We start from the raw sequence: 25,456 nt of genomic DNA, 5'->3' as shown, positions 1-25,456 counted from the left end.
TTATGGCCAATTGGGTCTACCCACTGGGAACTGCAACGGACGGCAAATGGGACGTATCGCTCGGAACCTCCGATTCCACCCTGGCCGTTGATGGCTGGGCCCATACGGGACTGAAGGTTGCGACGCTCGCTGCGGGTGCCGCCGTCGAACTTCCTGCCGCTGCCGAAGAGCGCATCGTGGTGCCGCTGAGCGGCTCCTTCACCGTCACGGTCGACGACGGCGGGTACAGCCTCGCGGGCCGGCAGTCGGTTTTCCACGGGCCCAGTGACGTCCTGTACACGGGTATCGATAAAACGGTCACCATCAGCTCGAACGACGGCGGCCGGGTTGCAGTTGCGACCGCACCTGCCAAGGCTGAGTACCCCACGCGCCTGATCACGGCGGCCGAGACCCCCGTAGAGCTGCGAGGCGCAGGCAACTGCTCCCGTCAGGTACACAATTTCGGCACACCGGCGGCGCTTGAGGCTGACCGCTTCATCGTTTGCGAAGTCATCACTCCTGCCGGCAACTGGTCCTCCTACCCTCCCCACAAGCACGATGAGGAGAAGGAAGGCGAGACGCACCTCGAGGAGATCTACTACTTCGAAACACGCGTCGCTCCTGACTCCCCGGCCCCCGCGGACTCAGACGCAATCGGCTACGCCCGCGTCTACGCCTCCGACGACCGGCCCATCGACGTCTCCGCAGAAGTCCGCACCGGCGATGTAGTCCTGGTTCCCTACGGCTGGCACGGACCAGCCATGGCAGCCCCGGGCTACGACCTCTACTACCTCAACGTCATGGCTGGCCCCGGCCGGGTTCGTGACTGGCTCATCAGCGACGACCCCCACCACGGCTGGATCCGCCAGACATGGGAAGGCCAGGACATCGACCCCCGGCTCCCGTTCGGCGCGTAACTATCCGAAGCACAACCAAGCGAGTTTGTGTACAGCCAAGGCCCCTAAGAAATGTTCTTAGGGGCCTTGGCTTTAGGGAAACTACTTATTTTGTCCCGGCGATGTAGTCGTTCATCGTCTTGAGCTGGTAGCGGGAAACATCCTCGGCGTTCTCGTCCTCTGCGAACACCGACGAGACCATAACCGTGTTCTCCTTGTCCAGGAAGCCGATCTCCTTCAAGCCGCCGAAGAATTCGTCCCAGTTCACATCGCCGTCGCCGATTTTGAGGTGCTGGTGGACGCGGACAGCGTTGCCGGGCGGGTTGGTGATGTACCGGAGGCCGTGGGAGGCGTGGTGGTTCATGGTGTCAGACACGTGAACCAAACGCAGCTTGTCGCCAGCTGCACGCATGATCTCCAACGGCTTGTTGCCCATGTGGAACGTGTGTGAGGCAACGTAGACCATGCCGATGTTCGGGGAGTTGACGCCCCGGATCACGCGCAGCGCTGCGAGGCCGTCTTCCACGAAGTCGTCTGGATGGGGATCAATGAGCACATCCATGTCTTCGCGCTCAATGATCGGCAGGAGCTCCTCCATGGAGCGGTAGAACGCGCGTTCGGACTCCTCGGCCTTCTCCGGACGCCCACTGAACTCTGTGTTCATGGTCTGGACGCCAAGGTCCACGGCGATCTGGATGGCGCGCTTCCAGTAGCGGACCGCAGCCTCGCGGGCGTCCTCGTCCGGGCCCGACCAACGCAGCACGGGCAGGACGGAGGCGATCTCGACGCCGGCATCCCTACACGCTGCTTTCAGCTTGCCCACGAGCTCGTCATCGGCCTTGGGGTGGTTGAAGAACGGGATGAGGTCCGCATGCGGGGTTATCTGCAGGTACTTGTAGCCTAGATCGGCCGCAACGCGCGGGAACTCCAGAAGGCTGTGCGTGTGATGGAACGGTGTGGGATCAAGGGCAATCTTCATCTGAGTTCCCTACTTGTAGAGATCCGGCTTGGTGTTCAGCTGGACCTTGACCTTCTCGCCCGACTTCTGAGCTTCGACGCCAGCCTCGCAGCAAGCGGCCGTGGCGTAGCCGTCCCAAGCGGTGGGGCCGCCGATTTCGCCGCGGAGGGCGGCGTCCACCCAAGCCTGCACCTCGACGTCATACGCTGCTCCGAAGCGCTCCTCGAAGCCCGGGGTGACGCTGCCGCCCCATTTGCCGGCCGACTGGATGTAAGGGCCGCTGTCCCCGCCGATGCTCACGATGCCGTCCTCAAAGGACGCCTGCGTGGCAACCTGGTAGCCGAACTTTGCGTTGACGTAGATCTCGACGTCGGCCAACACGCCGGATTCGGTCTCGAGCAGCACATGCTGGGGGTCGTGCTGGCCATTCGGGGCGTTGCGCGTCGGCTTACCCAGACGTACCTGAACTGACGTAATTTCCTCACCCGTGAAGTAGCGGATGGCGTCGAACTCGTGAACCACGGAGTCGTTGATCAGCATCTCGTTGGTGAAGCCCTCCGGCGTGGTGGGGTTGCGGTGCTGGTGGTGCAACATCAACAGCTCCCCCAATTCGCTGTTGCGGATGATCGAACCCAGCGCCGCGTATTCGGCATCAAAGCGTCGCATGAAACCCACCTGGATGCGCTGGTGGCCCAATGCGACCTCTGCCTGGACAACCTTCCAAGCACTGTCAGCGTCAGGGGTCAGCGGCTTCTCGCAGAGAATCGGGAAGTCCTTCTCCAGTGCCTTGTAGAGGATTTCCTCGTGCAGGAAACCAGGGGTGGCGATCAGCACTGCGTTGACGTCACCGTTGTTGAGCGCCTCATCGGCACTGGCCAGCGCCACAGCGCCGTCGATACCCTCGATGGCGGCTTCCGCCCGGGCAAGGTCGACGTCGACGACGGCGGCTACTTCAGCGCCGTGGATGCGCGTGCTGAGCCGCTTGATGTGGTCCGCACCCATGCGGCCTGCGCCGATGACTGCGACACGGAGAGTCTTTGTCACTGTTTCTGTCCTTTGTGAGGTTCGGTTTTGTTACTGGACCCGTGTGCGGGATCCGCAGGAAAGGAGGTAGTTCCGGGTTCGCTTGGCGATGGGCATCGGCACATCGAACGCTACCGGGTACATGTCTTGTTCCACGATGCCGAAGATCGGCCGGTTGAGGCCCTCAACTGCTTCGATGACGGCGCGCAGGTCCGGGAGGCCGTTCGGCGGCTCGGTCATGACGCCGGCGAGGTTGGCGGCTGCCCAGGTCATGTTTTTCTCGTTGACCTCGGCGAGGACCTCCGGGTTGATCTGCTTCAAGTGCAGGTAGCCGATGCGGTCCGGGTAGTTCTTGATGAGTTCCAGGCTGGAGGCGCCGCAGTATTCCGCGTGACCGGTGTCCAGGCAAAGGCTCAAGTACTGGGGATCCGTGGCACCCAGCAGGGTCTCGATGTCCTTCTGCGCGCCGACGTGCGAGTCGGCGTGTGAGTGGAACTGCTGGTGCAGGCCGAAGTCTTCGAGGAGGACCTTGCCCATGCGGTTGTGTCCGGCGAAGAGGTCCGCCCACTGCTCGTCGGTCAGTTCGCCGTTTTCCACGGCCTCGCCAGTGACGTCGTCGCGCCACATCGCGGGAATGACCACGATGTGCTCGCCACCCATGGCTGCAGTGAGTTCGGCAACCTTGCGTGCGGGCTCCCACGCTTCGTCGTACTGCTTGGCACCGCGGTGGAACGCCGTGAAGACCGTGCCGGCAGTGACCTGGAGGTCGCGCTGCTTGAGCTCTTCTGCCAAACGGGTGGGATCGTTCGGCAGGTAGCCGTAGGGACCCAGTTCGATCCATTTGTAGCCGGATTCAGCAACCTCATCCAGGAACCGTTCCCACGGAGTCTGCTGGGGGTCATCGGCGAACCACACACCCCAGGAGTCCGGGGCGGTGCCAATGATGAGCTTGTTCTCGACATCAGTCATGACAGCGGTGTCTTTCTTCGGGGAGGGCTGTTAGTTGGAGGGGAAGTTGTAGGAGGCGCCGGAGGCGTGGGTGGGTTCTGGCCAGCGGGAGGTGATGACTTTGCCGCGGGTGTAGAAGGAGACGCCTTCGGGGCCGTAGATGTGTTTGTCGCCGAAGAGGGAGTTCTTCCAGCCGCCGAAGGAGTGGTAGGCGACCGGGACGGGCAGGGGCACGTTAATGCCCACCATGCCCACGGTCACGGAGCGCTGGAACTTCCTTGCTGCGGCGCCGTTGGAGGTGAAGATCGCGGTGCCGTTGCCGTAGGGGTTGGCGTTGATCAGCGCGATGCCTTCTTCGAGGTCGGCGACGCGGACCACGACCAGGACGGGGCCGAAGATTTCCTCGGTGTAGGCGCTCATTTCGGTGCCCACGTGGTCGATCACGGTGGGGCCGACCCAGAACCCGTCTTCGTGGCCGGGGACCACGAGATCGCGGCCGTCCACGACCATGGCCGCGCCGGCGGTTTCGGCTTCGGTAACGATCCGCAGGATGCGTTCCTTGGAGGCCGGGGTGATGACCGGGCCCATTTCGGCGTCGGGTTCGGTGCCGTTGGCGACTTTCACGGCCAGGGCGCGTTCTTGAACTTTTTTCACGATCAACTCCGCGGCGTCCCCGACGGCGACGGCGACGGAGATGGCCATGCAGCGTTCCCCGGCGGAACCGAACGCGGCGGCCGCGAGGTGGTCCGCGGCGTTGTCCAGGTCGGCGTCGGGCATCACGATCGCGTGGTTCTTCGCCCCGCCCAGGGCCTGGACCCTTTTGCCGTGCCGGGTGGCGGTCTCGTGGACGTACTGGGCGATCGGGGTGGACCCAACAAAACTAATGCCGTCCACGTCCGGGTGGGTCAGGAGCCCGTCAACGGTTTCCTTGCCGCCGTGCAGGACCTGGAACACACCATCGGGCAGGCCGGCCTGCTTCCACAGCTTGGCCAGCAGCATCGGCGCGGACGGGTCCCGTTCGGAGGGCTTGAGGATGAACGCGTTTCCGGTGGCGATCGCCATCGGGGCCATCCACAGCGGCACCATGACAGGGAAGTTGAACGGCGTGATGCCGGCGACGACGCCCAGGGGTTCGCGGAAGGAGAAGACATCGATACCGGTGGAGACCTGGTCCGAATAGTCGCCCTTGAGCAGCTGCGGGATGCCGCAGGCGAACTCGATGACTTCCAGGCCGCGGCCGATCTCGCCCTTCGCGTCCGAGAGGACCTTGCCGTGCTCGGCCGTGATCAGCTCGGCGAGTTCGTCCACGTGCGCGGCGACGAGTTCGCGGAACTTGAACAGCACCGCGGTGCGCTTGGCCAGGGAAATGTCACCCCAGGACTCCGCGGCCCTCTTCGCCGCCGCGACCGTGGCGTCCAGATCGGCTTCGTTGGCCAGGCGCAGCTCAGCCGTGACCTGCCCGGTTGCGGGGTTGTAGACGGGCTGGGTCCGGTCACCTTCACCGGACGTTTCGGCGCCGTTGATGAAGTGGTTAATTGTGGTCAGAGTGGTCGTCGTCGACATGTGTTGACTTCCTTGTCGGTAGCTTGAGGGAAATTAGCCGAGCAGCTTGCGCTGGCGGTTCTTGTGCTGCGTGTAGGTCTTGTAGGCCTGCTGGGTGGATTCCAGTTCGGCGACCTGGGAGACGGGGACGTCCCACCAGGACTCGGAGCTGGGCGCGTCGAGCAGAGGATCGGACTCGACGTGGATGACGATCGGGCCGGTTTCCGGGGCCGCCTTGGCTTCCTTGACCGCGGCGCCGAGGGCCTCGATGACGTTCTCGCCCGGTTCGATCCGGATGACCTTCGCGCCGAGTGACTCGGCATTGGTGGCAAGATCGATCGGCAGGTGCTCACCGGCGTCGAAACTGTGCTGTTCCTTGTCCAGGACGCGGTACTGTGTCCCGAAACGCTGCGAACCGAGCGACTCGGACAGCGAACCAATGGAGGCGTAGCCGTGGTTCTGGATCAGGACCACGATCAACTTGATGCGTTCGGCGACGGCGGTGACCAGTTCGGTGTGCATCATCAGGTAGGAGCCATCCCCCACCATGACCACGACATCCCGGTTGGGACCACCGGCAGCGGCTTCGGCCAGAGCTGCGCGCTTCACGCCCAAGCCACCGGGAATCTCGTAGCCCATGCAGGAGTACGCGTATTCCACGTGGTAGCCAAACGGGTCGCGGACGCGCCACATCTTGTGCAGGTCACCCGGGAGGGAGCCCGCGGCGCAGATGACAACATCCTGGTCGTCCATGGCCTTGTTCGTGGCGCCGATGATCTCGTTCTGCGCGGGCAGCGGCGTGTACCGGGTGTCGAAGGCCTCGTCCACGATCGCGTTCCAGCGCTTCTTCTCGGCTGCGACCTTCTCTTCCAGGTCAGCACCCACGCGGTAGCCGCCGAGCGCCTGGTTCAGCTTCGCCAGTGCCTTCCGGGCGTCAGCGACGATCGGCAGTGTGGTGCCGTGCTTGTACGCATCGATCGGAGCGACGTTGATGTTCACGAACTTCACGTCCGGGTTCTGGAACGCCGTCCGGGACGCGGTGGTGAAGTCTTCGTAGCGCGTGCCAATGCCGATGATGAGGTCCGCCTCGGCAGCGATGGCGTTGGCCGCCGTCGTGCCGGTTGAACCGATGGCGCCCAGGGAGAATTTGTGGTCCCACGGCAGGACGCCGACGCCCGCCTGCGTATTGCCCACGGGAATGCCCGTCAGCTCAGCGAACTTCGCGAGTTCATCGTTGGCGTAGGCGTAGAGGACGCCGCCGCCAGCGATGATCAGCGGACGCTTTGCCGCCCGGATAGCCTCGACGGCACGGCGGATGTCATCGTCCTCGGCCTCGGGACGGCGGATCCTCCATTCGCGCTCTGCGAGGAATTCTTCGGGAACGTCAAAAGCCTCGGCCTGTACATCCTGCGGCAGGGAGATGGTCACCGCCCCGGTCTCGGCAGGGTCCGTCAGGACCCGCAGGCCGTGGTGGAACGCGGAGAACAACTGCTCCGGCCGGGACACACGGTCAAAGAACTTGGACAGCGGACGGAAGGCATCGTTGACCGTGATGTCGTACGCGTACGGCAGCTCCAACTGCTGCAGCACAGGATCCGCCGCGCGGGTGGCGAACGTGTCGCTCGGCAGCAACAGCACGGGCAGACGGTTGGTGGTGGCCAACGCCGCACCAGTCAGCAGGTTCGAGGAACCCGGACCGATGGACGTGCTGATCGCGAACGTCTGGCGGCGACGCGTGTGCCGTGCGTAGCCAACGGCCTGGTGTGCCTGGGCTTGTTCGTTGCGGCCCTGGTAGTACGGCATGATGCTGGGGTCCGCGGCCTGGTACTGCTTCAGCGCCTGGCCAACGCCAGCAACGTTGCCGTGCCCGAAGATACCGAACATGCCCGGGATCAGGCGCTCACGGTACTCGTGGCCGTCGATGGAATCCACGGTGTACTGCTTGGAAAGAAACTCGACCACGGCCTGCGCCACGGTCATCCGACTGGTTGCTGTTCCTGTTGTGGTCCGCATAGCGGGGCTACTCCGATACTTTTACTGGAATACGGTCTGACGAGGTTTGCTCGGCAGCAGCCGTCAGGGGCTCAGTGCTGTTCAGCAGCGAGGCGGCGGTGGCTACGGCACCTGCCACATCGCCGTCGTGCGGGTAAAGAAGCGTCCTGCCAACTGTGAGGCCGCGGACGCCGGGGAGCGCGAGGGCAGCCTGCCAACTCGCGAAGACCTCGTCCTGGGAGCCGTCAGGGTCACCTCCCAAGAGCACCGTGGGAAGCGTAGTTGAAGCCATGACTCGCTCCATGTCCGCCACCACCGGCAGTTTCATCCAGGTGTAGGCGCTGGTGGAACCAAGGCCCTCGGCGATGCCAACAGACTTGATGACAGCGTCCGCGCGGAGGTCGTTGCGGACTTTGCCATGGGCGTCCCGCACAGACAAGAACGGCTCCACCATGGCGATGAGCTTGCGCTCAGCCAATGAATCGATGGCCTTGGCGGTTGCCTCAAGAGTGGCCACCGTGTCCGGGTCGCCCAGGCAAATACGCGTGAGCATCTTGCCTCCATCAGCGCCGAGTGCCTCCAATGCGGCTGCTGTGTGGCCGGTGAAACGGTCATCGAACTCATTGACCAGGCCGGCGAGGCCACCGCGGTTCATGGAACCGAAGATGAGTTTGCCGTCCAAAGCGCCGAGCAGCAGGAGATCGTCCATGATGTCCGGTGAGGCGAGGATGCCATCCACCGCGGGATTGGCGAGGGCGATTTGCAGCCGGTCCAGAAGGTCGCGGCGATCGGCCATCGCCATCGGCTCAGCACCGACCGACAGGGCGCCACGGGCAGGGTGGTCTGCCGCAACGATGAAATTCTGGACGCCGTGCTTCAAACCTGGATGGCGACGCCGGGTGGCGGCCGCGCGAGCGACGGCCTCGGGGTCCTCGAGCCGGATGCGGCTCAAGTGCTCATAACGGCGGGGATCATCGTTCAGGCTCAACGGACTGCTCCTTCTGCGAACGTAGGTGCTGCCGGCGCTGAGGCCGCAACGGAGGAAGCTCCCGGGACGGGCCGGCCGCGTTCCGCGAGCAGCGAGGTGACCTCATCCGGCGTCGGCATCGCGTCCGCGCAAGAAAGGCGCGAGGCGACGATGGCACCCGAAGCGTTTGCGTAGTCCAGCACCTGGGACAGCGGCCAACCGGACAACAAGCCGTGGCAGAAAGCGCCGCCAAAGGAATCGCCGGCACCCAGGCCGTTGACGGTTTCAACCGGGACGGGAGCCGAAACGACGCGCTCGGTGCGGGTCTTGGCCATGACGCCTTCCGGACCAAGCTTCACGACGGCGATCTCGACGCCGGCTGCCAGCAGGCGGTCTGCCTGTTCGTCTGGCGTCCCCTCCCCTACTGCTACCGCGCATTCCTTGTCGTTGCCGATCGCGACTGTGACGTGCGGGAGGATCTTGGCAACTTCTGCACGGGCTTCCTCTTCCGAGGACCAGAACATGGGGCGGTAGTCGAGGTCCAGGATGGTGAACTGACCTTCCTTGAGGCCAGTCCGCGGCCGGGATTCGTGAGCGGTGAGGTGCGCGCTGCGGCTGGGTTCCTGGCAGAGGCCGGTCACCGTGGACCAAAAGATGCCGGCATCCCGGATCGCGTCCAGGTCCAGTTCTTCTGCTTTGATCTGCAGGTCCGGGGCCGTGGGGAAACGGCCGTAGAAGTAGAGCGGGAAATCTTCCGGTGGCTTGATGGCACAGAAGGTCACTGCGGTCGGGTACTCCTGGACCGGGGAGACAAACGAATCGTCAACGTTGAACTTGTGCAGTTCCCGGTGCAGGTAGTTTCCGAACGCGTCGTCGCCGGTGCGGGTAATGACTCCCGTGCGGCGGCCGTGGCGTGCTGCAGCGACGGCCACGTTGGAGGGCGAGCCTCCCAGGTATTTGCCGAAGGACGTCACGTCCTCCAGGTCCACTCCGATGTCGTTCGGGTAGATATCAACGCTGATGCGCCCGATCGTAAGCAGTTCGTGGGTCACGGTGATCGTTGACCTTTCTCTTGTGAACTCTGAACCTTTGAGCGCTGGGCCCCAATGCCTTGCCACCCCTCAGTGAGCGGGGCCACATGACTACTTTGCACCAGTTTTCATGTCCTGTCAAAGGTTTGTACTGACATATTTACAACATGACACCGACTGGATCTACCTGCGCGGAATGGCCAATTCTCCACTGACGTATTGACTGCGCCCAAAGCCGAAGGACCAGTCGCCAGGCGAGTTCTCCACGTAGCCAATGAAGACGTCCTCTCCTTTGATTCCAAGCTCGCCGAGCCCTCCGGCAATCGCTTCGAAGAGAGAACTCTTGGCCATCTGGGTGCGGCCGGCCTGGGTGAAGATCTGGATCATGACCACCCCGGAGCTCCGCTCAAAGCCCAACCCGGCATCCTGGGCCACGATCTGACCCTGCGGGTGTTCGGTGAGTATGTGGAAGTAGTCGCGCTCCGGGATTTCATACTCAGACACGATCGCCCGATGGATCGTGCGGCTGATAGCTTCCAGCTCTTCCGCCGAGTGGCCTTGGTTGACGTCGATTCTTACAAGTGGCATGTGCACAGTCCTTAGAAATAGTTTGTCCTGACATACTAACAAATATGTGGACCGTGCGTACAGCAAAGGCCCGTCCGGGACATTCCGAACGGGCCTTCGGCGCGTGCTGCGGGATCAAAAGTACGACGGCGGCCCGGCACCTTCCATGGGAAGGCACCGGGCCGCCGTCGCGAATCAGACACCCAAACACGTACGCGACACCCGACCCGACCCAGGACACCCACATCCGGGTGTCACCAACGAACATTCGCGTCCCCAACGAAAATGCGCGTCACTCAGGACTGGCTTAAAGAACGACGGCGGCCCGGCACCTTCCATGGGAAGGCACCGGGCCGCCGGCGTGCGTGTTCTGCCTTACGGCCGTAAGCCTAGAGAGTTGCGTAAACCTCGCGCAGCAGCCTGGCGGTCTCGGACGGCGTCTTGCCGACCTTCACGCCTGCAGCTTCGAGGGCTTCCTTCTTGGCCTGTGCGGTACCAGCGGAACCGGAGACGATGGCGCCGGCGTGGCCCATGGTCTTGCCCTCAGGAGCCGTGAAGCCTGCGACGTAGCCAACAACCGGCTTGGTGACGTTGGCCTTGATGAAGTCAGCCGCGCGCTCTTCAGCGTCGCCACCGATTTCGCCGATCATGACGATCGCTTTGGTCTCCGGGTCGGCCTCGAACGCGGCCAGGGCGTCGATGTGCGTGGTGCCGATGATGGGGTCGCCACCAATGCCGATGGCGGTGGAGAACCCGAGGTCGCGGAGTTCGTACATCATCTGGTACGTCAAGGTACCGGACTTGGACACGAGGCCGATGGGGCCCTTGCCCGTGATGTTTGCCGGGGTGATGCCAACGAGGGCTTCGCCCGGGGTGATGATACCGGGGCAGTTCGGCCCAATGATGCGGGTGATCTGCTTGCCGTCAGCGTCAACCTTGGACTGGGCGAGTGCCCAGAATTCGGCGGAGTCCTGAACCGGAACGCCTTCAGTGATGACTACAACGAGGCCGATGCCGGCTTCGATGGCTTCAACCACGGCGTCCTTGGTGAATGCCGGCGGAACGAAGACGATGGAGACGTCTGCGCCGGTTTCAGCGATGGCTTCCTTGACGGTGCCGAAGACGGTGATTTCCTTGTCTCCGTGCAGGACCGTGCTGCCGGCCTTGCGGGCGTTGACGCCACCAACAATGTTGGTGCCGGCCTTGAGCATCAGTGCGGTGTGCTTGGTGCCCTCGCCGCCGGTGATGCCCTGAACGATGACCTTGGAGTCTTTGTTGAGGTAGATAGACATTGTCGCGTCCCTTTACTTAGCTGCGTTGGCGAGCTCGGCGGCCTTGTCGGCGCCCTCGTCCATGGTGGCGGCCAGGGTAACCAGCGGGTGGTTGGCCTCGGTCAGGATGCGGCGGCCTTCCTCAACGTTGTTGCCGTCGAGGCGAACGACCAGCGGCTTGTTCGCAGCGGATCCCAGCTCGGCAAGTGCACCCACGATGCCCTTTGCCACAGCGTCACAAGCGGTGATGCCGCCGAAGACGTTGACGAACACGCTCTTGACCTGGGAGTCGCCCAGGATGACGTCCAAACCGTTGGCCATGACCTCGGCGGAAGCTCCACCACCGATGTCCAGGAAGTTGGCGGGCTTGACGTTGCCGTGGTTTTCACCAGCGTAAGCAACGACGTCGAGGGTGGACATCACAAGACCGGCGCCGTTGCCGATGATGCCTACTTCGCCGTCCAGCTTGACGTAGTTGAGGTCCTGAGCCTTTGCCTTGGCCTCGAGCGGGTCAGCTGACTCCTTGTCCTCGAGCAGTGCGTGGTGCACGTGGCGGAAGTCGGCGTTTTCGTCGAGGGTGACCTTGCCGTCGAGGGCGATGATCTCGCCTGCGCCGGTGCGGACAAGCGGGTTGACCTCAACCAGGGTTGCGTCTTCCTTCTTGAAGACGTCCCAGAGCTTCAGAATGACGTCGGCCACTTTGCCGCGCAGTTCTTCAGCGAAACCTGCGGCTGCGACGATCTCGTCAGCCTTGGCCTGGTCAATGCCTACAGCGGGATCGATGGCGATCTTGGCCAGGGCCTCGGGACGCTCAACAGCCAGCTGCTCAATTTCCATGCCGCCTTCAACCGAGCACATGGCCAGGTAGTTGCGGTTGGCGCGGTCCAGAAGGACCGAGAAGTAGAATTCCTCGGCGATGTCCGCACCCTGGGCGATCATCACCTTGTTTACGGTGTGGCCCTTGATGTCCATGCCCAGGATGTTGGTGGAGTGCTCAAGCGCCTCTTCGGCAGTCTTGGCAACCTTGACGCCGCCAGCCTTGCCGCGGCCACCAACCTTAACCTGTGCCTTTACGACAGTAACGCCGCCGATCTTCTCGGCAGCTGCCTTTGCTTCTTCAGGAGTGTGCGCCACGATGCCGGCGAGCACGGGTACACCGTGCGCTTCGAACATATCGCGCGCCTGATATTCAAACAGGTCCACGGTTTAGTGTCCTTCTACGTCGAAGTAGTTTCTGTTCAGCCGGGAACCGCGATGACCGCGATAGCCAGCTGCGGAAAGTACGCGGTAAACAACCGGGATTGAAGCCGGTCACATTGCGTAAGGTCCTCTCGGAACTTTAGCCCTTTGAGGAGTCCCGCCAGCTACACACTACCGGTTAAGTGAGTAACCTTACACTTCTATCGCATGTAGAAAAACCGCATAATGACGCGGATTTTGGGCTGCACCGAGGTGATCAGCCCGCTCCTTCGAGGTTCCCACGGACCCTGTTGCCGCCGTCGGAAATCAACTGGTAGCCCGCCTGGCTGACAAAGAATGCCACGCCACCAGAGACGTTTCCGCAGGCAACGCCGCCGTTATAGGCCGAGCAGCGCAGGCCGTTGCGCTCGATGTTCTGGCCGTCGGCCAGCTCGCGCAGCTTGGAGATGGGGCCACTGCGGCTCCCTTTGGGCCCGAACTCGGACTCCATTTGTGTTACGCCGGAACGACACGAGCCATAGACCGCCTTATCGGGAGAAAGAAGCACCGTCCCGCCAAGGTAGCCAAGGCCTGTGCCACCGCAGTCGTCGGCAACGTCATCGACCTCCGTCTTGGCATACTTCGCCAATTCGCAATGGACCACAGGCACCACGGCGAACTTGTTGTTGGCCGCATCAGAATAGGAGTTCACCTCATAAGGCACGTTGAGGTGGCCGCCCCTGGAGGACGTCATGGCACACACGATGTTGCGGTCCTGCGTCACAAACGCGGTGACGTCCTCGCCGGCGGACAAGGTGGTCTGCTCTGTTACCGGAACCTGTTTGAGCTGTTCCAGCGGAGCCAATGGAGCCGGCGGAACGTAATCAGGGTCCTTGGTGGCGAAGGAGCAGCCCGTGGCCACCATCATGAGCAAGGCAGCCAGAATCCCCAATACAGTCCGTCGCATGCCACCAATTATGCCGTGGGGCCTCAGGCATCCAGTTTGGTCAGCGGCGCGTACCGCAACAGCAGCCGCTTCTCACCGACGTCGAACTTCACCTTCGCAACGGTCTTGTCGCCCGAACCTTCGACCCCCAGCACCACGCCGTTGCCGAAACTCGTGTGGTTGACCTTGTCCCCCACCACCACTGAAATGACTTCCTTTTGCGGCTGCACCCTGGTGCGTGCGACGGCGGCCGGGACGTCGGCGTCGAATCCGGCGGTTGGGCTGGCGGCAACACCGCGGGACGTGCCCGCTCCCCAGAAAGAGCCGCCGTAGCGGTTGGAGCCTATGGGAGCGCTCCCCCAACCACCGCCTGCCGCTTGCCGGCTCATGCCTTCACGCTTCCAGTCCACGAGTTCGGAGGGGATCTCCTCCAGGAACTGGCTGGCGGGGTTGTACTGGCTCTGGCCCCACATACTGCGGACCTCCGAGCGCGTGACGTAGAGGCGCTTGCGTGCGCGGGTAAGGCCCACGTAGGCAAGGCGGCGTTCTTCGGCGAGCTCTTTGGGATCCGTGGCGGAGCGCTGGTGTGGGAAGATCCCGTGCTCCATGCCAGTGAGGAAGACCACCGGGAACTCCAGGCCTTTGGCGGTGTGCAACGTCATGAGCGTGACAACACCCATGCGCTTGGCTTCGGCCACGGCGGCGTCGATATCTGCTCCTGGAGCATCAGGAATTTGGTCAGCATCTGCCACCAGGGAAACCTGTTCCAGGAACTCACCCAGTGAACCGTCCGGGTTATCGCGTTCGTACTCGCGGACCACGGCCACCAATTCAGCCAGGTTCTCCACACGGGACTCGTCCTGTGGATCATTGCTGGCACGCAGACCGGCGAGGTATCCGGTCTGCTCGAGCACGGCTTCCAGAGCCGCGGCGGCGCCAGAACCTGTGGCAACCTCAGCCAGGTCATCCAAAAGCTTCACAAAGCCCAGGACTGCGTTGACGGACCGCGTAGCCATGCCGGGAGCTTGGTCGGCACGGCGGGCGGCAGCCATAAAGGACGTCCGCTCGCGTTCAGCCAATGCAGCAACTGCGCCCTCGGCGCGGTCGCCAATCCCGCGTTTGGGTTCGTTGAGGACACGGCGGAGGTTGACGTCGTCATCCGGGTTCACCAAAACACGCAGGTACGCCAGGGCGTCTTTGATTTCCTTGCGTTCGTAGAACCGCGTGCCGCCGACCACTTTGTAGGGCAGGCCCACCCGGACCAGCACGTCTTCAATGGAGCGCGACTGGGCGTTGGTCCGGTAGAAAATGGCGACATCGCCAGGACGCAGCCCTTCCTCGTCCTGAAGGCGGTCGATTTCCTTGGCGATGAACTGGGCTTCGTCGTGCTCGTTCTCTCCCACGTAGCCGACGATCTTCTCGCCATCTCCCTCTGCCGTCCACAGCCGCTTTTCCTGGCGGTTGGGGTTGCGGGAAATCACGGAGTTGGCGGCCGTGAGGATGTTCTGCGTGGAGCGGTAGTTTTGCTCGAGCTTGATGGTGCGCGCATTGGGATAGTCGGCTTCAAACTCCACAATGTTGCGGATGTCCGCACCACGGAAAGCGTAGATGGACTGATCGGAGTCTCCCACCACGGTGAGTTCGCTGGGCTCGACGTCGGTATCAGTGCCAAGGCCAACGATTTCCCTCACCAGCGCGTACTGGGCGTGGTTGGTGTCCTGGTATTCGTCCACCAGCACATGCCGGAACCGGCGTCTGTAGGACTCGGCGAGTGCCGGGAACGCCCGGAACATGTAGACGGTCTCCGCGATGAGGTCATCAAAGTCCATCGCGTTGGCCTGGCGGAGCCGCTGGGTGTAGCCCTTGAAGACGTCTGCCACCGCCATCTCAAAAGGATCGTTGTAGTTGGCCGACGACGCGTAGGAATCGGCATCGATGAGCTCGTTCTTTAGCGCTGAGATCTTGTGCTGGATGGCCTTGGGGGCAAACTTCTTGGGGTCGAGGTCCAGGTTCTTTGCCACAAGCGTGATCAGGCGCAGGGAATCCGCGGAGTCGTAGATGGAGAAGTTGGAGTTCAGGCCCACGTTGGCGGCCTCGCGGCGCAGGATGCGCACACAGGAGGAGTGGAAAGTGGAGATCCACATGGCCTTGGCCCGGCCCCCCACCAAGGCTTCGATGCGCTCACGCATTTCTGCGGCGGCCTTGTTGGTGAAGGTGATGGCCAGGATTTCGCCGTGGTGGGCCCGTTTGGTGGCGATGAGATAGGCGATCCGGTTACTCAGCACACGGGTCTTGCCTGATCCGGCACCAGCAACGATCAGCAATGGACTGCCGGCGTGCTTCACGGCTTCTTCCTGCTGGGGATTCAAGCCTTGGAGCAGTGCGTCGGCGGACGGCAGCCTACCGGCCTCCTGGTTACCCCAACCACCGGAAGCGGGACGTTCGTTTGTTCCACCGCTGGACCCGCCACTGCCCTCACCGAACCGGGCGCGGGCAGCCCCGCCGCCTGCGTGCGAAAGCTCCGGGGCAGCCTTGATGGCGGCTTTGGAGCCTGCGTTGAAGGGGCCGTCTGCGTAGGGGTCGAACAACATATCCATGGTGTCTACCAGTCTAGGCGGTGCCTCCGACACTCAAAGGCCAACCCCAAACGGGCGCTGCCCGGGGGCTCAAACACTACGCAAACTGCGGAACAGAAGTGAGGGCGGCGCCCAACTCGCGGACCGCCGTCGGGCCTCCTGCAATGAACCAGTTAAGTCCGTTGACCTGCACGACGGCGGTGTCCCCGCCGGCAGCGCGGACAATCGCCTTGCCTGGGAGCCAGTCCCATTCCGGGCAGCTGTGCTGGAACCAGCAGCCAAGCTCGCCGTCGGCCACCCGGCCAAGATCACACGAGCCTGAACCGAACATTCGCAGCGACGCGGCCGAGACAGCCGCAGCGTGCCAGGGCATTGCCGTACGGGGGTCTGCCAACCAGGTGGGGTGGATGTAGGTGGCAGCGCACAGTTCACCTACCGTGGCGTCGCCGGGTGCACTGATCCGTTCCCCATTCAGCGTGGCAGGGTGCTCTTCGCCGCCGAGCCAAAGCTTGTCCAACTCGGGCTGGTAGATGGCCCCGAGCACAACCGATGGATCAACAACTGGATTTCCCCCATGGTCGACGTCGTTCCGCTTCAGCGCGATCGCCGAGCACCAATACGTGGAGCCGTGCAGGAAGTTGTACGTTCCATCAACCGGATCGATCACCCACGTCCGGCCACTGGTACCGCCAACAGAGGTGCCCTCCTCGCCCAGGATGCCGTCCTCCGGGCGGCAGCGCCGCAACTGTTCCAATACGTAAGCTTCGGCCGCATGATCGGCCGCCGTGACGACGTCGGACACCGACGTCTTGCGCGTGCCCTGCAGCCCGCCCATGCGCATGAGCAGCGCCAGCTGGCCTGCCTCGCGGACCAGTGCGCTGGCCAATTGGTAATCATCCAGTGATGGATCAAGTTCAGTTGCGGTGTGCCTGCCGGTGGTCATGGTCCCAGCTTATGTGGCGGGATAATGAATGACATGGCCAAGACACCAGCGCAGCGCATCAAGAAGCACGGAGCCAAGGCAGTGGTGCCCAACCACACCCTCCCACCCGTGATCAATCCCACCACGCAGCGGACCCCTGAAAAGGCGCAAGGCAACTCCAAGCTGATTGTCATCGCAGGCGTTGTGGCCAGCCTCTTCCTGTTCTGGTACCTGCACTTGCTGACGCTGAACCAAATGACGCAGCTTTCGGGCGGCCTGGCTATGCCTGACTCGCTGATCGGTGGGTTCTCCCAGGACTACGTTGCCCAGCTTCGCGCCGCCATGGACGAGTCCGCCCGGGGCCAGTTGAACTACGTCCACAAGACCGCCGGCACACTCTTTCCGCTGATCTTCGGCTTCAGCTGGCTCCTGCTGATCGGCACCAACGTTGCGCGCAAGTCGTGGCGATGGGCAATGTGGGCTGCTCCCCTGCTGTTCGCCGTGGCGCGCTTGTGGTCCAACGTCGCCATCGATTCCATGTTGGCTGCGGAAACTCCCGACGCCGGTTCGGTTGCCTTGGCTTCCGCCGTCACCATTGCGTCGTGGGTTCTGTTCCTCATCAGCCTGCTGTGCGGTGGGGCGGCGGTGTTCCTGGGACGGAAGAACGTAAAACAGCCCTGACGGCCTTGCGCTCCTTGGTTACCCGGTGCGCCACCACCAGGCCCACCAACGACAATCCGAGGATGATCGGATAGGCCATGGTCCGCTCGATGGCGCCCGGTTCCTCGACGCGCAGCTGCACGGCAAGGACGTAGATGGTTGCTCCAAGGGAAACTGCGCCGAACAAGAGCACCATCCACGACATCTGGGTATGGCCCCGCCACACTAGGCCCAGTATTACCAAGGACAACGGCCCGGCGATGAAATACAGCCCGGCACCGGTCAGATGCAGCGCGAGGTCAGTGTCTTCGGGGATCAAGCCAACCATTGCCTGTCCTATGCCCGCCACGAGGATCAGCACTCTCACAGCCCCGGCGGCAATCCAGGGAAAGGCCTCGGCTGGCGCGGCGGGTGATGCCATCCTTGGCCGGATGACCCGTACGCCCGGTTCGGCCGCGACGGAGAGGACTGCCGAGCTCAACAGCACCGCCCCGAGCACCATGGCAGCTCCTTGGAGCACGAACGAGGCATTCATCAGCCAATTAAGCGGGGAGCACACCTCGTAACCGTTGAATGGACCGCAGTGTGCAGCTCCGAGGTCGCTGATGACGTGGGCACGCCTGTCATAGCCGGGATTGCCCCGCCATACAGCCATCGCAGTGGCTTCCACCACGAAATAGTGGATGAGCGTGATCGCTGCCCAGCCCCCAACAAGCTCGCGTCGCCCTGCGAGGTCAGGCAAAAGCCCGCGGTCCCTGCTACGCGGACCACCCGCCGTCGTCATAGCGCAAGAATAGACCTACCCTTGGGACACGGGCCAGAGCGGCTGGGGCTGGCCCGTCACTGAACCCTCAACCTCGCGGCTTTCCGTTCCGTCCGCACCCGCTGGGCGATGACCAGCCCCGCAGCCGCCAGGCCGATGGTCACGGGGTAGCCCATGAGCCGTTCCAGGGTTCCCGGATGAGGAACCTCCATTCCCGTGATCCCGCCAACGATGAGTGCGCCGATACACAGGGAGCCGCAAGCGGCGATGAACCAACTCATGGGGGTCTGCCGGAACCATAGGATGCCGAGCAGAAGCAGCGCGAAGCCACCGCCAACAAAGAACATCAGGGCCCCGGCAAAATGCCATGGGGAGCCCACATCCTCGGGGACCAGTCCAACGATCACAGTCCCGGCGCCGGAAACACCCGTAAGTATTCGAATGGCCACGGCCATGATCCACGGCTTGGCCAGGAGCCGTGTCGTTGGTTCCTCCTGGGCCGTGGCGGCGCGGAAGCGCTGGGCACGCACGCCCGGGCGCGCTGCCACACACAAAAGACCGGCGGTCAGGAGCGCCGCGCCAAGGATCAATGCCAGGCCCTGGACAACAAAAGAGGCGTTCATCAGCACATGTAAAGGGGAGCACACGGCCCGGTCTTCGTAGACGCCGCACGATATTGCGCCGAGGTCGCTGATGAACCCGGTAGCTCTGTTGTAGGGTTCCGGACCAGCCCACGCCTCGATGACGGCAGCCTCGGCGACGAAATACTGGACCACGCTTAGCTGCGCCCAGCCGCCTATGTTTGCCCGTGTAGCGCTGACATCCGGAAGGAACGTGCCGGTCGCTGCCGGTGCTGTCGCATGCCCTCTCATGACCGCCAGCCTAGCCGTGTTCAGGCACCGCCCCGTCAGCTTGTATGCTTGTAGTCGTGTCCGGGCCATGGAGCTCCGTAACGGTACTCCGGGCTATGGACACGCAGGCCCTCGTAGCTCAGTGGATAGAGCACGGCTCTCCTAAAGCCGGTGTCGTTGGTTCGATTCCAATCGAGGGCACTTGAACCTCCAGCAGCCCATCCAGGACTTGCGCGCCTATTTGGCCGGCAAGTGGAATGTGGAGCGGACTCTCCTGGACCGGGCCACCGGCACCCGCGGAACCTTTACCGGCGTCGTGCGTTACACGGAACTGCCCGACGGCGGTCTTCACTACCGCGAGGACGGAACCATGCACTGGCCAACTCATTCCGGCCCGGCGTTCCGCGAGTACGTCCTCAAGCCACGCCCTGAACCGGAATCCATGGACGTTTTGTTCCCCGACGGCAGGCCATTCCATGTGATGAGCTTCGCTGAGCAGGCCAACCAGGACAAACACTGGTGCGACCCCGATGACTATTACGTGAACTACACCTGGGAGGGGCCGGATGCGTTCAGTTTCACGTGGGATGTGCGCGGCCCCGCAAAGGATCTGCTGCTGGGATCGCATCTGGTCCGAATCAATGCCGGGAGGCAATCGTGAGCGCTACTGACGTGATCGTGGTGAGCGCTGTCTGCGTCTACAACAACCAGGGTCAACTTCTGACCGTCCGCAAGCGCGGCACGGACAAGTTCATGCATCCCGGTGGCAAGCCCGAGGCCGGCGAAACCGCTGCCGAAGCTGCCGCCCGCGAATTGTTCGAGGAAGTAGGCATCGAGGTAGCTCCGGAAGACCTCGAACCGCTGGGCGCCTGGCTCGCCGTCGCTGCCAACGAGGCTGCGACCAACATCGAGGCCACGGTCTTCACGGCTCCGGGAACCTGGGAAGCGCACCCTTCGGCCGAGATCGCCGAGATCCGGTGGCTGGACCTTGCGGCGCCCTTGCCCAGCGACCTCGCACCGCTCCTCACAGACCACGTCATCCCAGTGCTCACCCATAGCGCTACAGCTCAGGAACAGCTTCCTCAGCCACTGCCGTAGCTTCCGCGAACTGGGTCCGGTACAACTCGGCATACCGGCCGTCGGCAACAAGGAGCTCAGTGTGCGTGCCACGCTCCACGATCCTGCCGTCCTCTACCACCAGGATCACGTCTGCGGCACGGATGGTGGACAACCTGTGGGCGATCACGACGGCGGTACGCCCCTCGAGTGCCTCCCCCAAGGCCGCCTGGACGGCGGCTTCGTTGGTGGAGTCCAGCGCGGCGGTTGCTTCATCAAGAATCACGACCCGCGGCTGCTTGATGAGGAGGCGGGCGATGGTGAGGCGTTGCCTTTCTCCACCGGAGAGCCGGTAGCCGCGCTCACCCACCACGGTTTCGAGGCCATCCGGCAGCGACCGGATCATCGGTTCCAGGCGTGCACGCCTGAGCACCTCCCACATGTCTTCTTCGGTGGCATCCGGCCGGGCCAGGCGCAGGTTGGAGGCAATGGTTTCGTGGAAGAGGTGGCCGTCCTGGGTCACCATTCCCAGGGTGTCCCGCAGGGAGTCAAAGCGGAGATCCCGGACGTCCACGCCGGTGCCGGATCCGTTGCCGCCAAGGCGCACGGTCCCGGAATCGACGTCGTACAGTCGGGACAGCAGTTGGGCCACCGTGGACTTACCCGCGCCGGACGAGCCCACCAAGGCAACCGTCTGGCCCGGCTCAACCCGGAAGCTGACACCGTGCAGGACTTCCTCGCCGCCACGCGTGTCCAAAGTGGACACGTCTTCCAAGGATGCCAAGGACACTTTGTCCGCCGAAGGGTAGGAAAAGCGGACGTCAGCGAATTCCACGGCTACGGGTCCGGCCGGAACAGCTACGGCGTCCGGCTTTTCCTGGATGAGGGGTTGCAGGTCCAGGATCTCAAAGACCCTCTCGAAGCTGACAAGTGCGCTCATGATCTCCACCCTCGCGTTGGAGAGCGCTGTCAGCGGAGCATAGAGGCGGGTCAGCAGGAGGGCCAGGACCACAACATCGCCTGGCGCCAGTTGTCCGCCGAGGGCCAGCCAGCCGCCCAATCCGTAAACAAGGGCCAGCGCAAGGGCCGATACCAAAGTCAGTGCCGTGACAAAGGTGAACTGCAGCATGGCCGTGCGGATGCCGATATCACGGACCCGGCCGGCCCTGTCAGCGAACTCGCGGGATTCCTCGTCCGGACGGCCGAAAAGTTTCACCAGTGTGGCGCCGGGAGCGGAGAACCTTTCGGTCATCTGCGTACCCATGGCAGCGTTGTGCGCCGCGGCCTCACGCCGAAGGTCTGCCAGCTTGGAACCCATGCGCCGGGCGGGTATCAGGAAGATCGGCAGCAACACCATGGCCAGGACAGTGACCAGCCAGGACGTGTTGAGCATGACCACAAGGGTCAAGGCGAGCGCCACGACGTTGCTGACCACACCGGACAAGGTGCCGGCGAACGCTGACTGCGCCCCGATGACGTCATTGTTCAAGCGGCTGACCAGAGCGCCGGTCCGTGTCCGGGTGAAGAAAGCGATGGGCATACGCTGCACATGGTCGAACACGCGCGTACGGAGGTCCACGATGACGCCTTCGCCAATGGTGGAGGACAGCCATCGGGTCAGCAGGCCGACTCCGGCTTCACCGACAGCCACGATCGCGATGAGCACGGCCAGCCAGATCACCGTGCCCACACCTGCGTTGGCAATGATGGCGTCAACCACTTGCCCGGCAAGCACTGGCGTGGCGACGGCCAGGAAGGCACCCGCGATCGAAGCAATCACGAAGGCTATGAGCTTGCCCTTGTGCGGTGCGGCAAAGCCCAACACGCGTTTCAGCGTTTCCTTGGAGAACGGCTGCGAGCCGCTCTTGGCTGTGGTGATGTTGTAAAGCGAGCTCCAGGCCACGCGGTCCATGCTCATGGTTAGTTCTCCTGGCCGAGGGTGTGGTGAAGCTCCTGGATACGGCCGTTCTCCAGATGCCATCGCGAATCGAGCCGAACGTTCTCCAGCAAACGCCGGTCATGGGTGACCAGCAGGAGGGCGCCTTCGTAGCTTTCCAGCGCTTCTTCAAGTTGCTCGATCGCAGGGAGGTCAAGGTGGTTGGTGGGTTCGTCCAGCACCAGCAGGTTCACGCCCCGGGCCTGCAGGAGGGCCAGCGCGGCGCGCGTACGCTCCCCGGGGGACAACGAATCGACTGTCCGCGAAGTGTGGTCTGCCTTGAGGCCGAACTTGGCAAGGAGCGTGCGGACGTCGGCGCTGTTCCAGTCCACCAGCACGGCTTCGACGGCTTCGCCGAGCTGCCGTCCACCGTCAAGCAGTCCGCGGGCCTGGTCGATTTCGCCGATGGCGACAGAAGCGCCCATGGAGGCCTCGCCGTCGTCCGGTTTCCGGGTGCCCAGCAGCAAACGCAAGAGAGTGGACTTGCCGGCGCCGTTGGGCCCGGTGATGCCGATGCGCTCCCCGCCGTTCAGTTGGAGGTTGACCGGTCCCAGCGTGAAGTCGCCCTGGCGGACCACCACATCACGCAGCGTGGCCACCACGGCACTTGAGCGCGGTGCCTGGCCGATGCTGAACTGCAGCTGCCATTCCTTGCGCGGCTCCTCCACCTCGGTGAGGCGGGCGATGCGCGATTCCATCTGGCGGACCTTCTGCGCCTGCTTTTCGGACGACTCGGTACTCGCGGCCCTACGGATTTTGTCGTTGTCCGGGTTCTTCTTCATTGCGTTGCGGACGCCCTGGGAGCTCCACTCACGCTGCGTGCGTGCGCGGGACACAAGATCAGCCTTGGTATTGGCAAACTCTTCGTAGCGTTCGCGGGCGTGGCGCTTGGCGACTGCACGCTCTTCGAGGAACGCTTCGTAGCCGCCGTCGTAGACAGCCACGGAATTCTGGGCCAGGTCCAGTTCCACAATGGTGGTGACGCACCGGGCCAGGAACTCGCGGTCGTGGGAAACCAAAACCACTCCACCGCGCAGGCCCTGCACAAAGGCCTCCAACCGGGCCAGGCCATCGAGGTCCAGGTCATTGGTGGGTTCATCGAGAAGGACAACATCGAAGCGGCTAAGCAGCAGCGCAGCCAAAGCAACGCGGGCAGCCTGCCCGCCGGAGAGGCCTGTCATGAGGGCGTCGGTACCAAGCTCCAGGCCAAGATCCGCCAACACAGCCGGGATCCGGTCTTCCAGGTCTGCTGCACCGGATGCCATCCAGCGGTCGAAGGCCAGGGAGTAGGCATCATCCGTTCCGGGAGCGCCTGAAGCGAGGGCTTCGGCAGTGGCTTCCATCTCGGCAGTGGCCTGGGCACAGCCCGTGCGGCGCGCAATGTAGGCCGCAATGGTTTCGCCTGCGGTGCGCTCATGTTCCTGGGGCAGCCAGCCCACAAAGGCGTCCGACGGAGCCAGGTTAACGGTCCCCTCCTGCGGCTGGTCCACGCCTGCCAGGATGCGCAGGAGCGTGGATTTGCCAGCACCGTTCGCTCCGACGACGCCCACCACATCACCCGGAGCAACGGTGAGGGAGAGCTTTGAAAAGAGCGTGCGGTGGCCGTGGCCACCGGCAAGATCCTTGGCCACCAGGGTTGCAGTCATTCTCTATTCCTCTCGCAGCGCCAACACGGCGCTCGCGTCTACATCACCAGCACGGCAAACAAGCGTGGGTTTCATCTATCAAACGCGGCTTCCATGCCCGTGATTCCCAAGGGCATGGAAAAACCCGCTGGTCCGGACTTGGGGGGTGTACGGACCAACGGGTTCAAGCATCAAGCATAATTCAATGTGGCGTCGGCGTAAAATCGATCCGTACCTTCCCTCCGGCTCCTTTTCGGGCCAGCCCGGACTTGCCCGTTTGAAATATCCCAGAAAGCCCCTTATGCCCTTACCGTCCAAGGCATTCCAACGCTGGCTTCACGGCGTTGCGCCCAATGCCAGCACCGCGGACGTCTGCAGGATTTCCGGGATAAAGCGGACAACACTGGCCCAACAGTTGGTCCGCGGCAAGGTGGCCGAGTCCACGCTGGTCAGCATCAGCCGCGGCTATCACATCAATCCCGTGCAAGCCTTGGCCACATTTGATCTCTACGCGGACCTTCGGGGCGGTGCCGTTCCACCCACGCCTGGTGAACTGGTGAGCCAGATTGCCACCATGGATGTGCTGCGCGCCGTGGTGGAACGCAGCGAACCGGGGTCCGTCTCCGTCACGGGTCTATCGCCAACACCGCACCCCACCGCGGTGCGGAACTGGGTGGATGCAATCGACGACGGCGAGTTGCGGCACCGGGTCAGCGAAGCGACCGGGATCGCACCACAGAACTTCTCTGCCCATCTGACAGCCAACAGGCTTCCTCCCGAACTGGCCATCGCTACGTCGCGGGCTGCCGGCGTCGGACCCGCCGGAGGGCTTGTGGCCGGCGGATTGATCACCGAAGCCGAGGCTGGCTGGTCGCCCAACGGACGCCAGGAGGCACTCGACCGGATGACGCTGGGCGAGCTGGTGACCCTGGCAGGCGAACGGCTCCAGGCGCTGGGCAAGACCTTGCGCCGTCAAGAACAAGACCATGAACGAATTGAACGAATTTGGGAGAACCTCGGATGACGGCTGTCCTGCCTTGGGCAACCTTGCTGGTGTGCCTGGCGATCACCATTGCTCGGATTCCGAGCCTGTTGCGGGGTGAGAACCGGGTGGTTTTCTACATTTTCGCGCTGATCACCCTGGATATCCTCCTCAGCATCGAAGGGCCGTACCTTGCCATCGATGCCCTGCTGGGCGGAGTGAACGTAACCAACCTGATCCTGCGGTTCCTGCTGTACGGTACGTTCCTGCTGATGGGCATCAAGATTGCCATGGGCTTCGCTTCAAAGTCAGCTGAACGGGCCATTCGCGGCCCTTGGGGGCTGGCAGTCCTGGGAATCACGGTGGCATTGACCACGTTCTTCTTTGTCATCACGGACACCCGCGGTTCCACGGTGGGAATGACAGGGCTTACCTGGGGACCATCCATGGAGGCCTACGCGGCCCTGGGCCGCTTCTACCCTGGATATGTATCAGCCTGTTTGCTGCCAGCGATCTGGCGCACCATCGTAGGCCGCTTCCCCGCCTTGCTCCGTGCCGCGTCAGCCCTCCTGTTTATTGGCCTGGCGTTGCTGTTGGTGTCCCAACTCTTCCCGCTGATCCCGCTGGTGCACCTGTGGCTGCGTTCCCTGATTAACTACTCCGCAGTGCTGGCCACCGCCATTGGGCTCGCTGGCATCTGGTTTTCCAAGGCATTTGCCAGACGCAAAGCAAGACGTGCGGCGTAAGACTTTCACAAAACCATTAGATCGTGGCACAATCATGAAT

At 63.1% G+C, this 25,456-nt stretch carries 23 protein-coding genes and 1 tRNA gene; 7 read left to right on the top strand and 17 right to left on the bottom strand.

Going from position 1 to position 25,456, the window contains the following annotated elements; genetic code table 11:
* Positions 1-2: 2 nt before the first annotated feature.
* A complete protein-coding gene (gene iolB, locus LDN75_RS04930; RefSeq protein ID WP_223936049.1) occupies positions 3-896 on the top strand; it encodes a 5-deoxy-glucuronate isomerase in 894 nt (297 codons plus the stop codon).
* 85 nt (positions 897-981) lie between these two features.
* On the opposite strand, the gene LDN75_RS04925 is transcribed toward iolB, so the two are convergent.
* From LDN75_RS04925 to LDN75_RS04865, 13 genes are all read right to left on the bottom strand, one after another.
* Positions 982-1,854, bottom strand: a complete 873-nt coding sequence (locus LDN75_RS04925) for a sugar phosphate isomerase/epimerase (RefSeq protein WP_223936048.1) — start codon at positions 1,852-1,854, stop codon at positions 982-984.
* Between the two features lie 9 nt (positions 1,855-1,863).
* The gene (locus LDN75_RS04920; protein WP_223936047.1) at positions 1,864-2,877 is read right to left on the bottom strand and encodes a Gfo/Idh/MocA family oxidoreductase; all 1,014 of its coding nucleotides are present in this window, start codon (positions 2,875-2,877) and stop codon (positions 1,864-1,866) included.
* Positions 2,878-2,907: 30 nt separating this feature from the next.
* Positions 2,908-3,825 carry a sugar phosphate isomerase/epimerase gene (locus LDN75_RS04915; protein ID WP_223936046.1) on the bottom strand — a complete coding sequence of 306 codons (918 nt, stop codon included), beginning with the start codon at positions 3,823-3,825 and terminating at the stop codon, positions 2,908-2,910.
* A gap of 30 nt (positions 3,826-3,855) precedes the next feature.
* Complete coding sequence (locus tag LDN75_RS04910; RefSeq protein WP_223936045.1) at positions 3,856-5,367, bottom strand: CoA-acylating methylmalonate-semialdehyde dehydrogenase; 1,512 nt, start codon at positions 5,365-5,367, stop codon at positions 3,856-3,858.
* A gap of 33 nt (positions 5,368-5,400) precedes the next feature.
* Positions 5,401-7,326 (bottom strand): 3D-(3,5/4)-trihydroxycyclohexane-1,2-dione acylhydrolase (decyclizing), encoded by a 1,926-nt coding sequence (gene iolD / locus LDN75_RS04905; RefSeq protein ID WP_223937484.1) that lies wholly within the window; start codon positions 7,324-7,326, stop codon positions 5,401-5,403.
* Positions 7,327-7,366: 40 nt separating this feature from the next.
* Complete coding sequence (locus tag LDN75_RS04900) at positions 7,367-8,326, bottom strand: deoxyribose-phosphate aldolase (RefSeq protein ID WP_223936044.1); 960 nt, start codon at positions 8,324-8,326, stop codon at positions 7,367-7,369.
* Positions 8,323-9,357, bottom strand: a complete 1,035-nt coding sequence (gene iolC / locus LDN75_RS04895) for a 5-dehydro-2-deoxygluconokinase (RefSeq protein ID WP_223936043.1) — start codon at positions 9,355-9,357, stop codon at positions 8,323-8,325. Before iolC ends, LDN75_RS04900 begins: the two co-directional genes overlap by 4 nt.
* A 162-nt stretch (positions 9,358-9,519) precedes the next feature.
* Entirely contained in the window at positions 9,520-9,924 is a 405-nt protein-coding gene (locus LDN75_RS04890) for a tautomerase family protein (protein ID WP_223936042.1), read from the bottom strand.
* A 368-nt stretch (positions 9,925-10,292) separates the two neighbouring features.
* On the bottom strand, positions 10,293-11,195 hold the full coding sequence (sucD, locus tag LDN75_RS04885; RefSeq protein ID WP_223936041.1) for a succinate--CoA ligase subunit alpha: 903 nt from the start codon (positions 11,193-11,195) through the stop codon (positions 10,293-10,295).
* A gap of 12 nt (positions 11,196-11,207) precedes the next feature.
* Positions 11,208-12,377 carry an ADP-forming succinate--CoA ligase subunit beta gene (gene sucC, locus LDN75_RS04880; protein WP_223936040.1) on the bottom strand — a complete coding sequence of 390 codons (1,170 nt, stop codon included), beginning with the start codon at positions 12,375-12,377 and terminating at the stop codon, positions 11,208-11,210.
* Between the two features lie 253 nt (positions 12,378-12,630).
* The gene (locus LDN75_RS04875) at positions 12,631-13,320 is read right to left on the bottom strand and encodes a hypothetical protein (RefSeq protein WP_223936039.1); all 690 of its coding nucleotides are present in this window, start codon (positions 13,318-13,320) and stop codon (positions 12,631-12,633) included.
* A gap of 23 nt (positions 13,321-13,343) precedes the next feature.
* On the bottom strand, positions 13,344-15,896 hold the full coding sequence (gene pcrA / locus LDN75_RS04870; protein ID WP_223936038.1) for a DNA helicase PcrA: 2,553 nt from the start codon (positions 15,894-15,896) through the stop codon (positions 13,344-13,346).
* 76 nt (positions 15,897-15,972) lie between these two features.
* Positions 15,973-16,818: an inositol monophosphatase family protein gene (locus tag LDN75_RS04865; RefSeq protein WP_223936037.1), complete on the bottom strand. Its 846-nt coding sequence runs from the start codon at positions 16,816-16,818 to the stop codon at positions 15,973-15,975.
* A gap of 33 nt (positions 16,819-16,851) precedes the next feature.
* Here LDN75_RS04865 and LDN75_RS04860 point away from each other — a divergent pair, with 33 nt between their 5' ends.
* Complete coding sequence (locus tag LDN75_RS04860) at positions 16,852-17,478, top strand: hypothetical protein (protein WP_223936036.1); 627 nt, start codon at positions 16,852-16,854, stop codon at positions 17,476-17,478.
* Here the strand turns inward: LDN75_RS04860 and LDN75_RS04855 are convergent.
* Both LDN75_RS04855 and LDN75_RS04850 read right to left on the bottom strand, forming a co-directional pair.
* A complete protein-coding gene (locus LDN75_RS04855; RefSeq protein WP_223936035.1) occupies positions 17,417-18,199 on the bottom strand; it encodes a DUF998 domain-containing protein in 783 nt (260 codons plus the stop codon). The two genes, LDN75_RS04860 and LDN75_RS04855, sit on opposite strands and share 62 nt — an antisense overlap.
* 98 nt (positions 18,200-18,297) lie before the next feature.
* A complete protein-coding gene (locus LDN75_RS04850; RefSeq protein WP_223936034.1) occupies positions 18,298-19,092 on the bottom strand; it encodes a hypothetical protein in 795 nt (264 codons plus the stop codon).
* A 107-nt stretch (positions 19,093-19,199) separates the two neighbouring features.
* Between LDN75_RS04850 and LDN75_RS04845 the strand changes: the two genes are divergently transcribed.
* The 3 genes from LDN75_RS04845 to LDN75_RS04835 all read left to right on the top strand — a co-directional run bounded on the left by LDN75_RS04845 (position 19,200) and on the right by LDN75_RS04835 (position 20,169).
* Positions 19,200-19,272 (top strand) — tRNA-Arg (locus LDN75_RS04845).
* Between the two features lies 1 nt (position 19,273).
* The gene (locus LDN75_RS04840) at positions 19,274-19,732 is read left to right on the top strand and encodes a DUF6314 family protein (RefSeq protein WP_223936033.1); all 459 of its coding nucleotides are present in this window, start codon (positions 19,274-19,276) and stop codon (positions 19,730-19,732) included.
* Complete coding sequence (locus tag LDN75_RS04835; RefSeq protein WP_223936032.1) at positions 19,729-20,169, top strand: NUDIX domain-containing protein; 441 nt, start codon at positions 19,729-19,731, stop codon at positions 20,167-20,169. The genes LDN75_RS04840 and LDN75_RS04835 overlap by 4 nt, the downstream gene beginning before the upstream one ends.
* On the opposite strand, the gene LDN75_RS04830 is transcribed toward LDN75_RS04835, so the two are convergent.
* Both LDN75_RS04830 and abc-f read right to left on the bottom strand, forming a co-directional pair.
* Positions 20,132-22,045, bottom strand: coding sequence for an ABC transporter ATP-binding protein (locus tag LDN75_RS04830; RefSeq protein ID WP_223936031.1), 1,914 nt, complete (start codon positions 22,043-22,045; stop codon positions 20,132-20,134). The genes LDN75_RS04835 and LDN75_RS04830 overlap by 38 nt on opposite strands.
* Positions 22,046-22,047: 2 nt before the next feature.
* A complete protein-coding gene (gene abc-f / locus LDN75_RS04825) occupies positions 22,048-23,709 on the bottom strand; it encodes a ribosomal protection-like ABC-F family protein (RefSeq protein ID WP_223936030.1) in 1,662 nt (553 codons plus the stop codon).
* A gap of 280 nt (positions 23,710-23,989) precedes the next feature.
* Here abc-f and LDN75_RS04820 point away from each other — a divergent pair, with 280 nt between their 5' ends.
* Together LDN75_RS04820 and LDN75_RS04815 are read left to right on the top strand one after the other, a co-directional pair.
* Positions 23,990-24,712 carry a hypothetical protein gene (locus LDN75_RS04820; RefSeq protein WP_223936029.1) on the top strand — a complete coding sequence of 241 codons (723 nt, stop codon included), beginning with the start codon at positions 23,990-23,992 and terminating at the stop codon, positions 24,710-24,712.
* Positions 24,709-25,416 (top strand): hypothetical protein, encoded by a 708-nt coding sequence (locus LDN75_RS04815; protein ID WP_223936028.1) that lies wholly within the window; start codon positions 24,709-24,711, stop codon positions 25,414-25,416. The genes LDN75_RS04820 and LDN75_RS04815 overlap by 4 nt, the downstream gene beginning before the upstream one ends.
* Positions 25,417-25,456: the final 40 nt, after the last annotated feature.

The sequence above is a fragment of the Arthrobacter sp. StoSoilB5 genome, assembly GCF_019977235.1.
GTDB lineage: Bacteria > Actinomycetota > Actinomycetes > Actinomycetales > Micrococcaceae > Arthrobacter.
The sequence above is the reverse complement of the archived record's forward strand: the minus strand, read 5'-3'. Positions and strand labels throughout refer to the sequence as shown.

Excerpts from the sequence above, each read along its gene's own strand:
- sucD (WP_223936041.1), bottom strand. The coding sequence starts at position 11,195 with ATGTCTATCTACCTCAACAAAGACTCCAAGGTCATCGTTCAGGGCATC.
- pcrA (WP_223936038.1), bottom strand. The coding sequence starts at position 15,896 with ATGGATATGTTGTTCGACCCCTACGCAGACGGCCCCTTCAACGCAGGC.
- abc-f (WP_223936030.1), bottom strand. The coding sequence starts at position 23,709 with ATGACTGCAACCCTGGTGGCCAAGGATCTTGCCGGTGGCCACGGCCAC.
- LDN75_RS04830 (WP_223936031.1), bottom strand. The coding sequence starts at position 22,045 with ATGAGCATGGACCGCGTGGCCTGGAGCTCGCTTTACAACATCACCACA.
- LDN75_RS04915 (WP_223936046.1), bottom strand. The coding sequence starts at position 3,825 with ATGACTGATGTCGAGAACAAGCTCATCATTGGCACCGCCCCGGACTCC.
- LDN75_RS04860 (WP_223936036.1), top strand. The coding sequence starts at position 16,852 with ATGGCCAAGACACCAGCGCAGCGCATCAAGAAGCACGGAGCCAAGGCA.
- LDN75_RS04875 (WP_223936039.1), bottom strand. The coding sequence starts at position 13,320 with ATGCGACGGACTGTATTGGGGATTCTGGCTGCCTTGCTCATGATGGTG.
- LDN75_RS04910 (WP_223936045.1), bottom strand. The coding sequence starts at position 5,367 with ATGTCGACGACGACCACTCTGACCACAATTAACCACTTCATCAACGGC.
- LDN75_RS04820 (WP_223936029.1), top strand. The coding sequence starts at position 23,990 with ATGCCCTTACCGTCCAAGGCATTCCAACGCTGGCTTCACGGCGTTGCG.
- iolD (WP_223937484.1), bottom strand. The coding sequence starts at position 7,326 with ATGACCGTGGCGCAGGCCGTGGTCGAGTTTCTTTCCAAGCAGTACACC.
- LDN75_RS04815 (WP_223936028.1), top strand. The coding sequence starts at position 24,709 with ATGACGGCTGTCCTGCCTTGGGCAACCTTGCTGGTGTGCCTGGCGATC.
- LDN75_RS04850 (WP_223936034.1), bottom strand. The coding sequence starts at position 19,092 with ATGAGAGGGCATGCGACAGCACCGGCAGCGACCGGCACGTTCCTTCCG.
- iolB (WP_223936049.1), top strand. The coding sequence starts at position 3 with ATGGCCAATTGGGTCTACCCACTGGGAACTGCAACGGACGGCAAATGG.
- LDN75_RS04890 (WP_223936042.1), bottom strand. The coding sequence starts at position 9,924 with ATGCCACTTGTAAGAATCGACGTCAACCAAGGCCACTCGGCGGAAGAG.
- LDN75_RS04925 (WP_223936048.1), bottom strand. The coding sequence starts at position 1,854 with ATGAAGATTGCCCTTGATCCCACACCGTTCCATCACACGCACAGCCTT.
- LDN75_RS04865 (WP_223936037.1), bottom strand. The coding sequence starts at position 16,818 with ATGACCACCGGCAGGCACACCGCAACTGAACTTGATCCATCACTGGAT.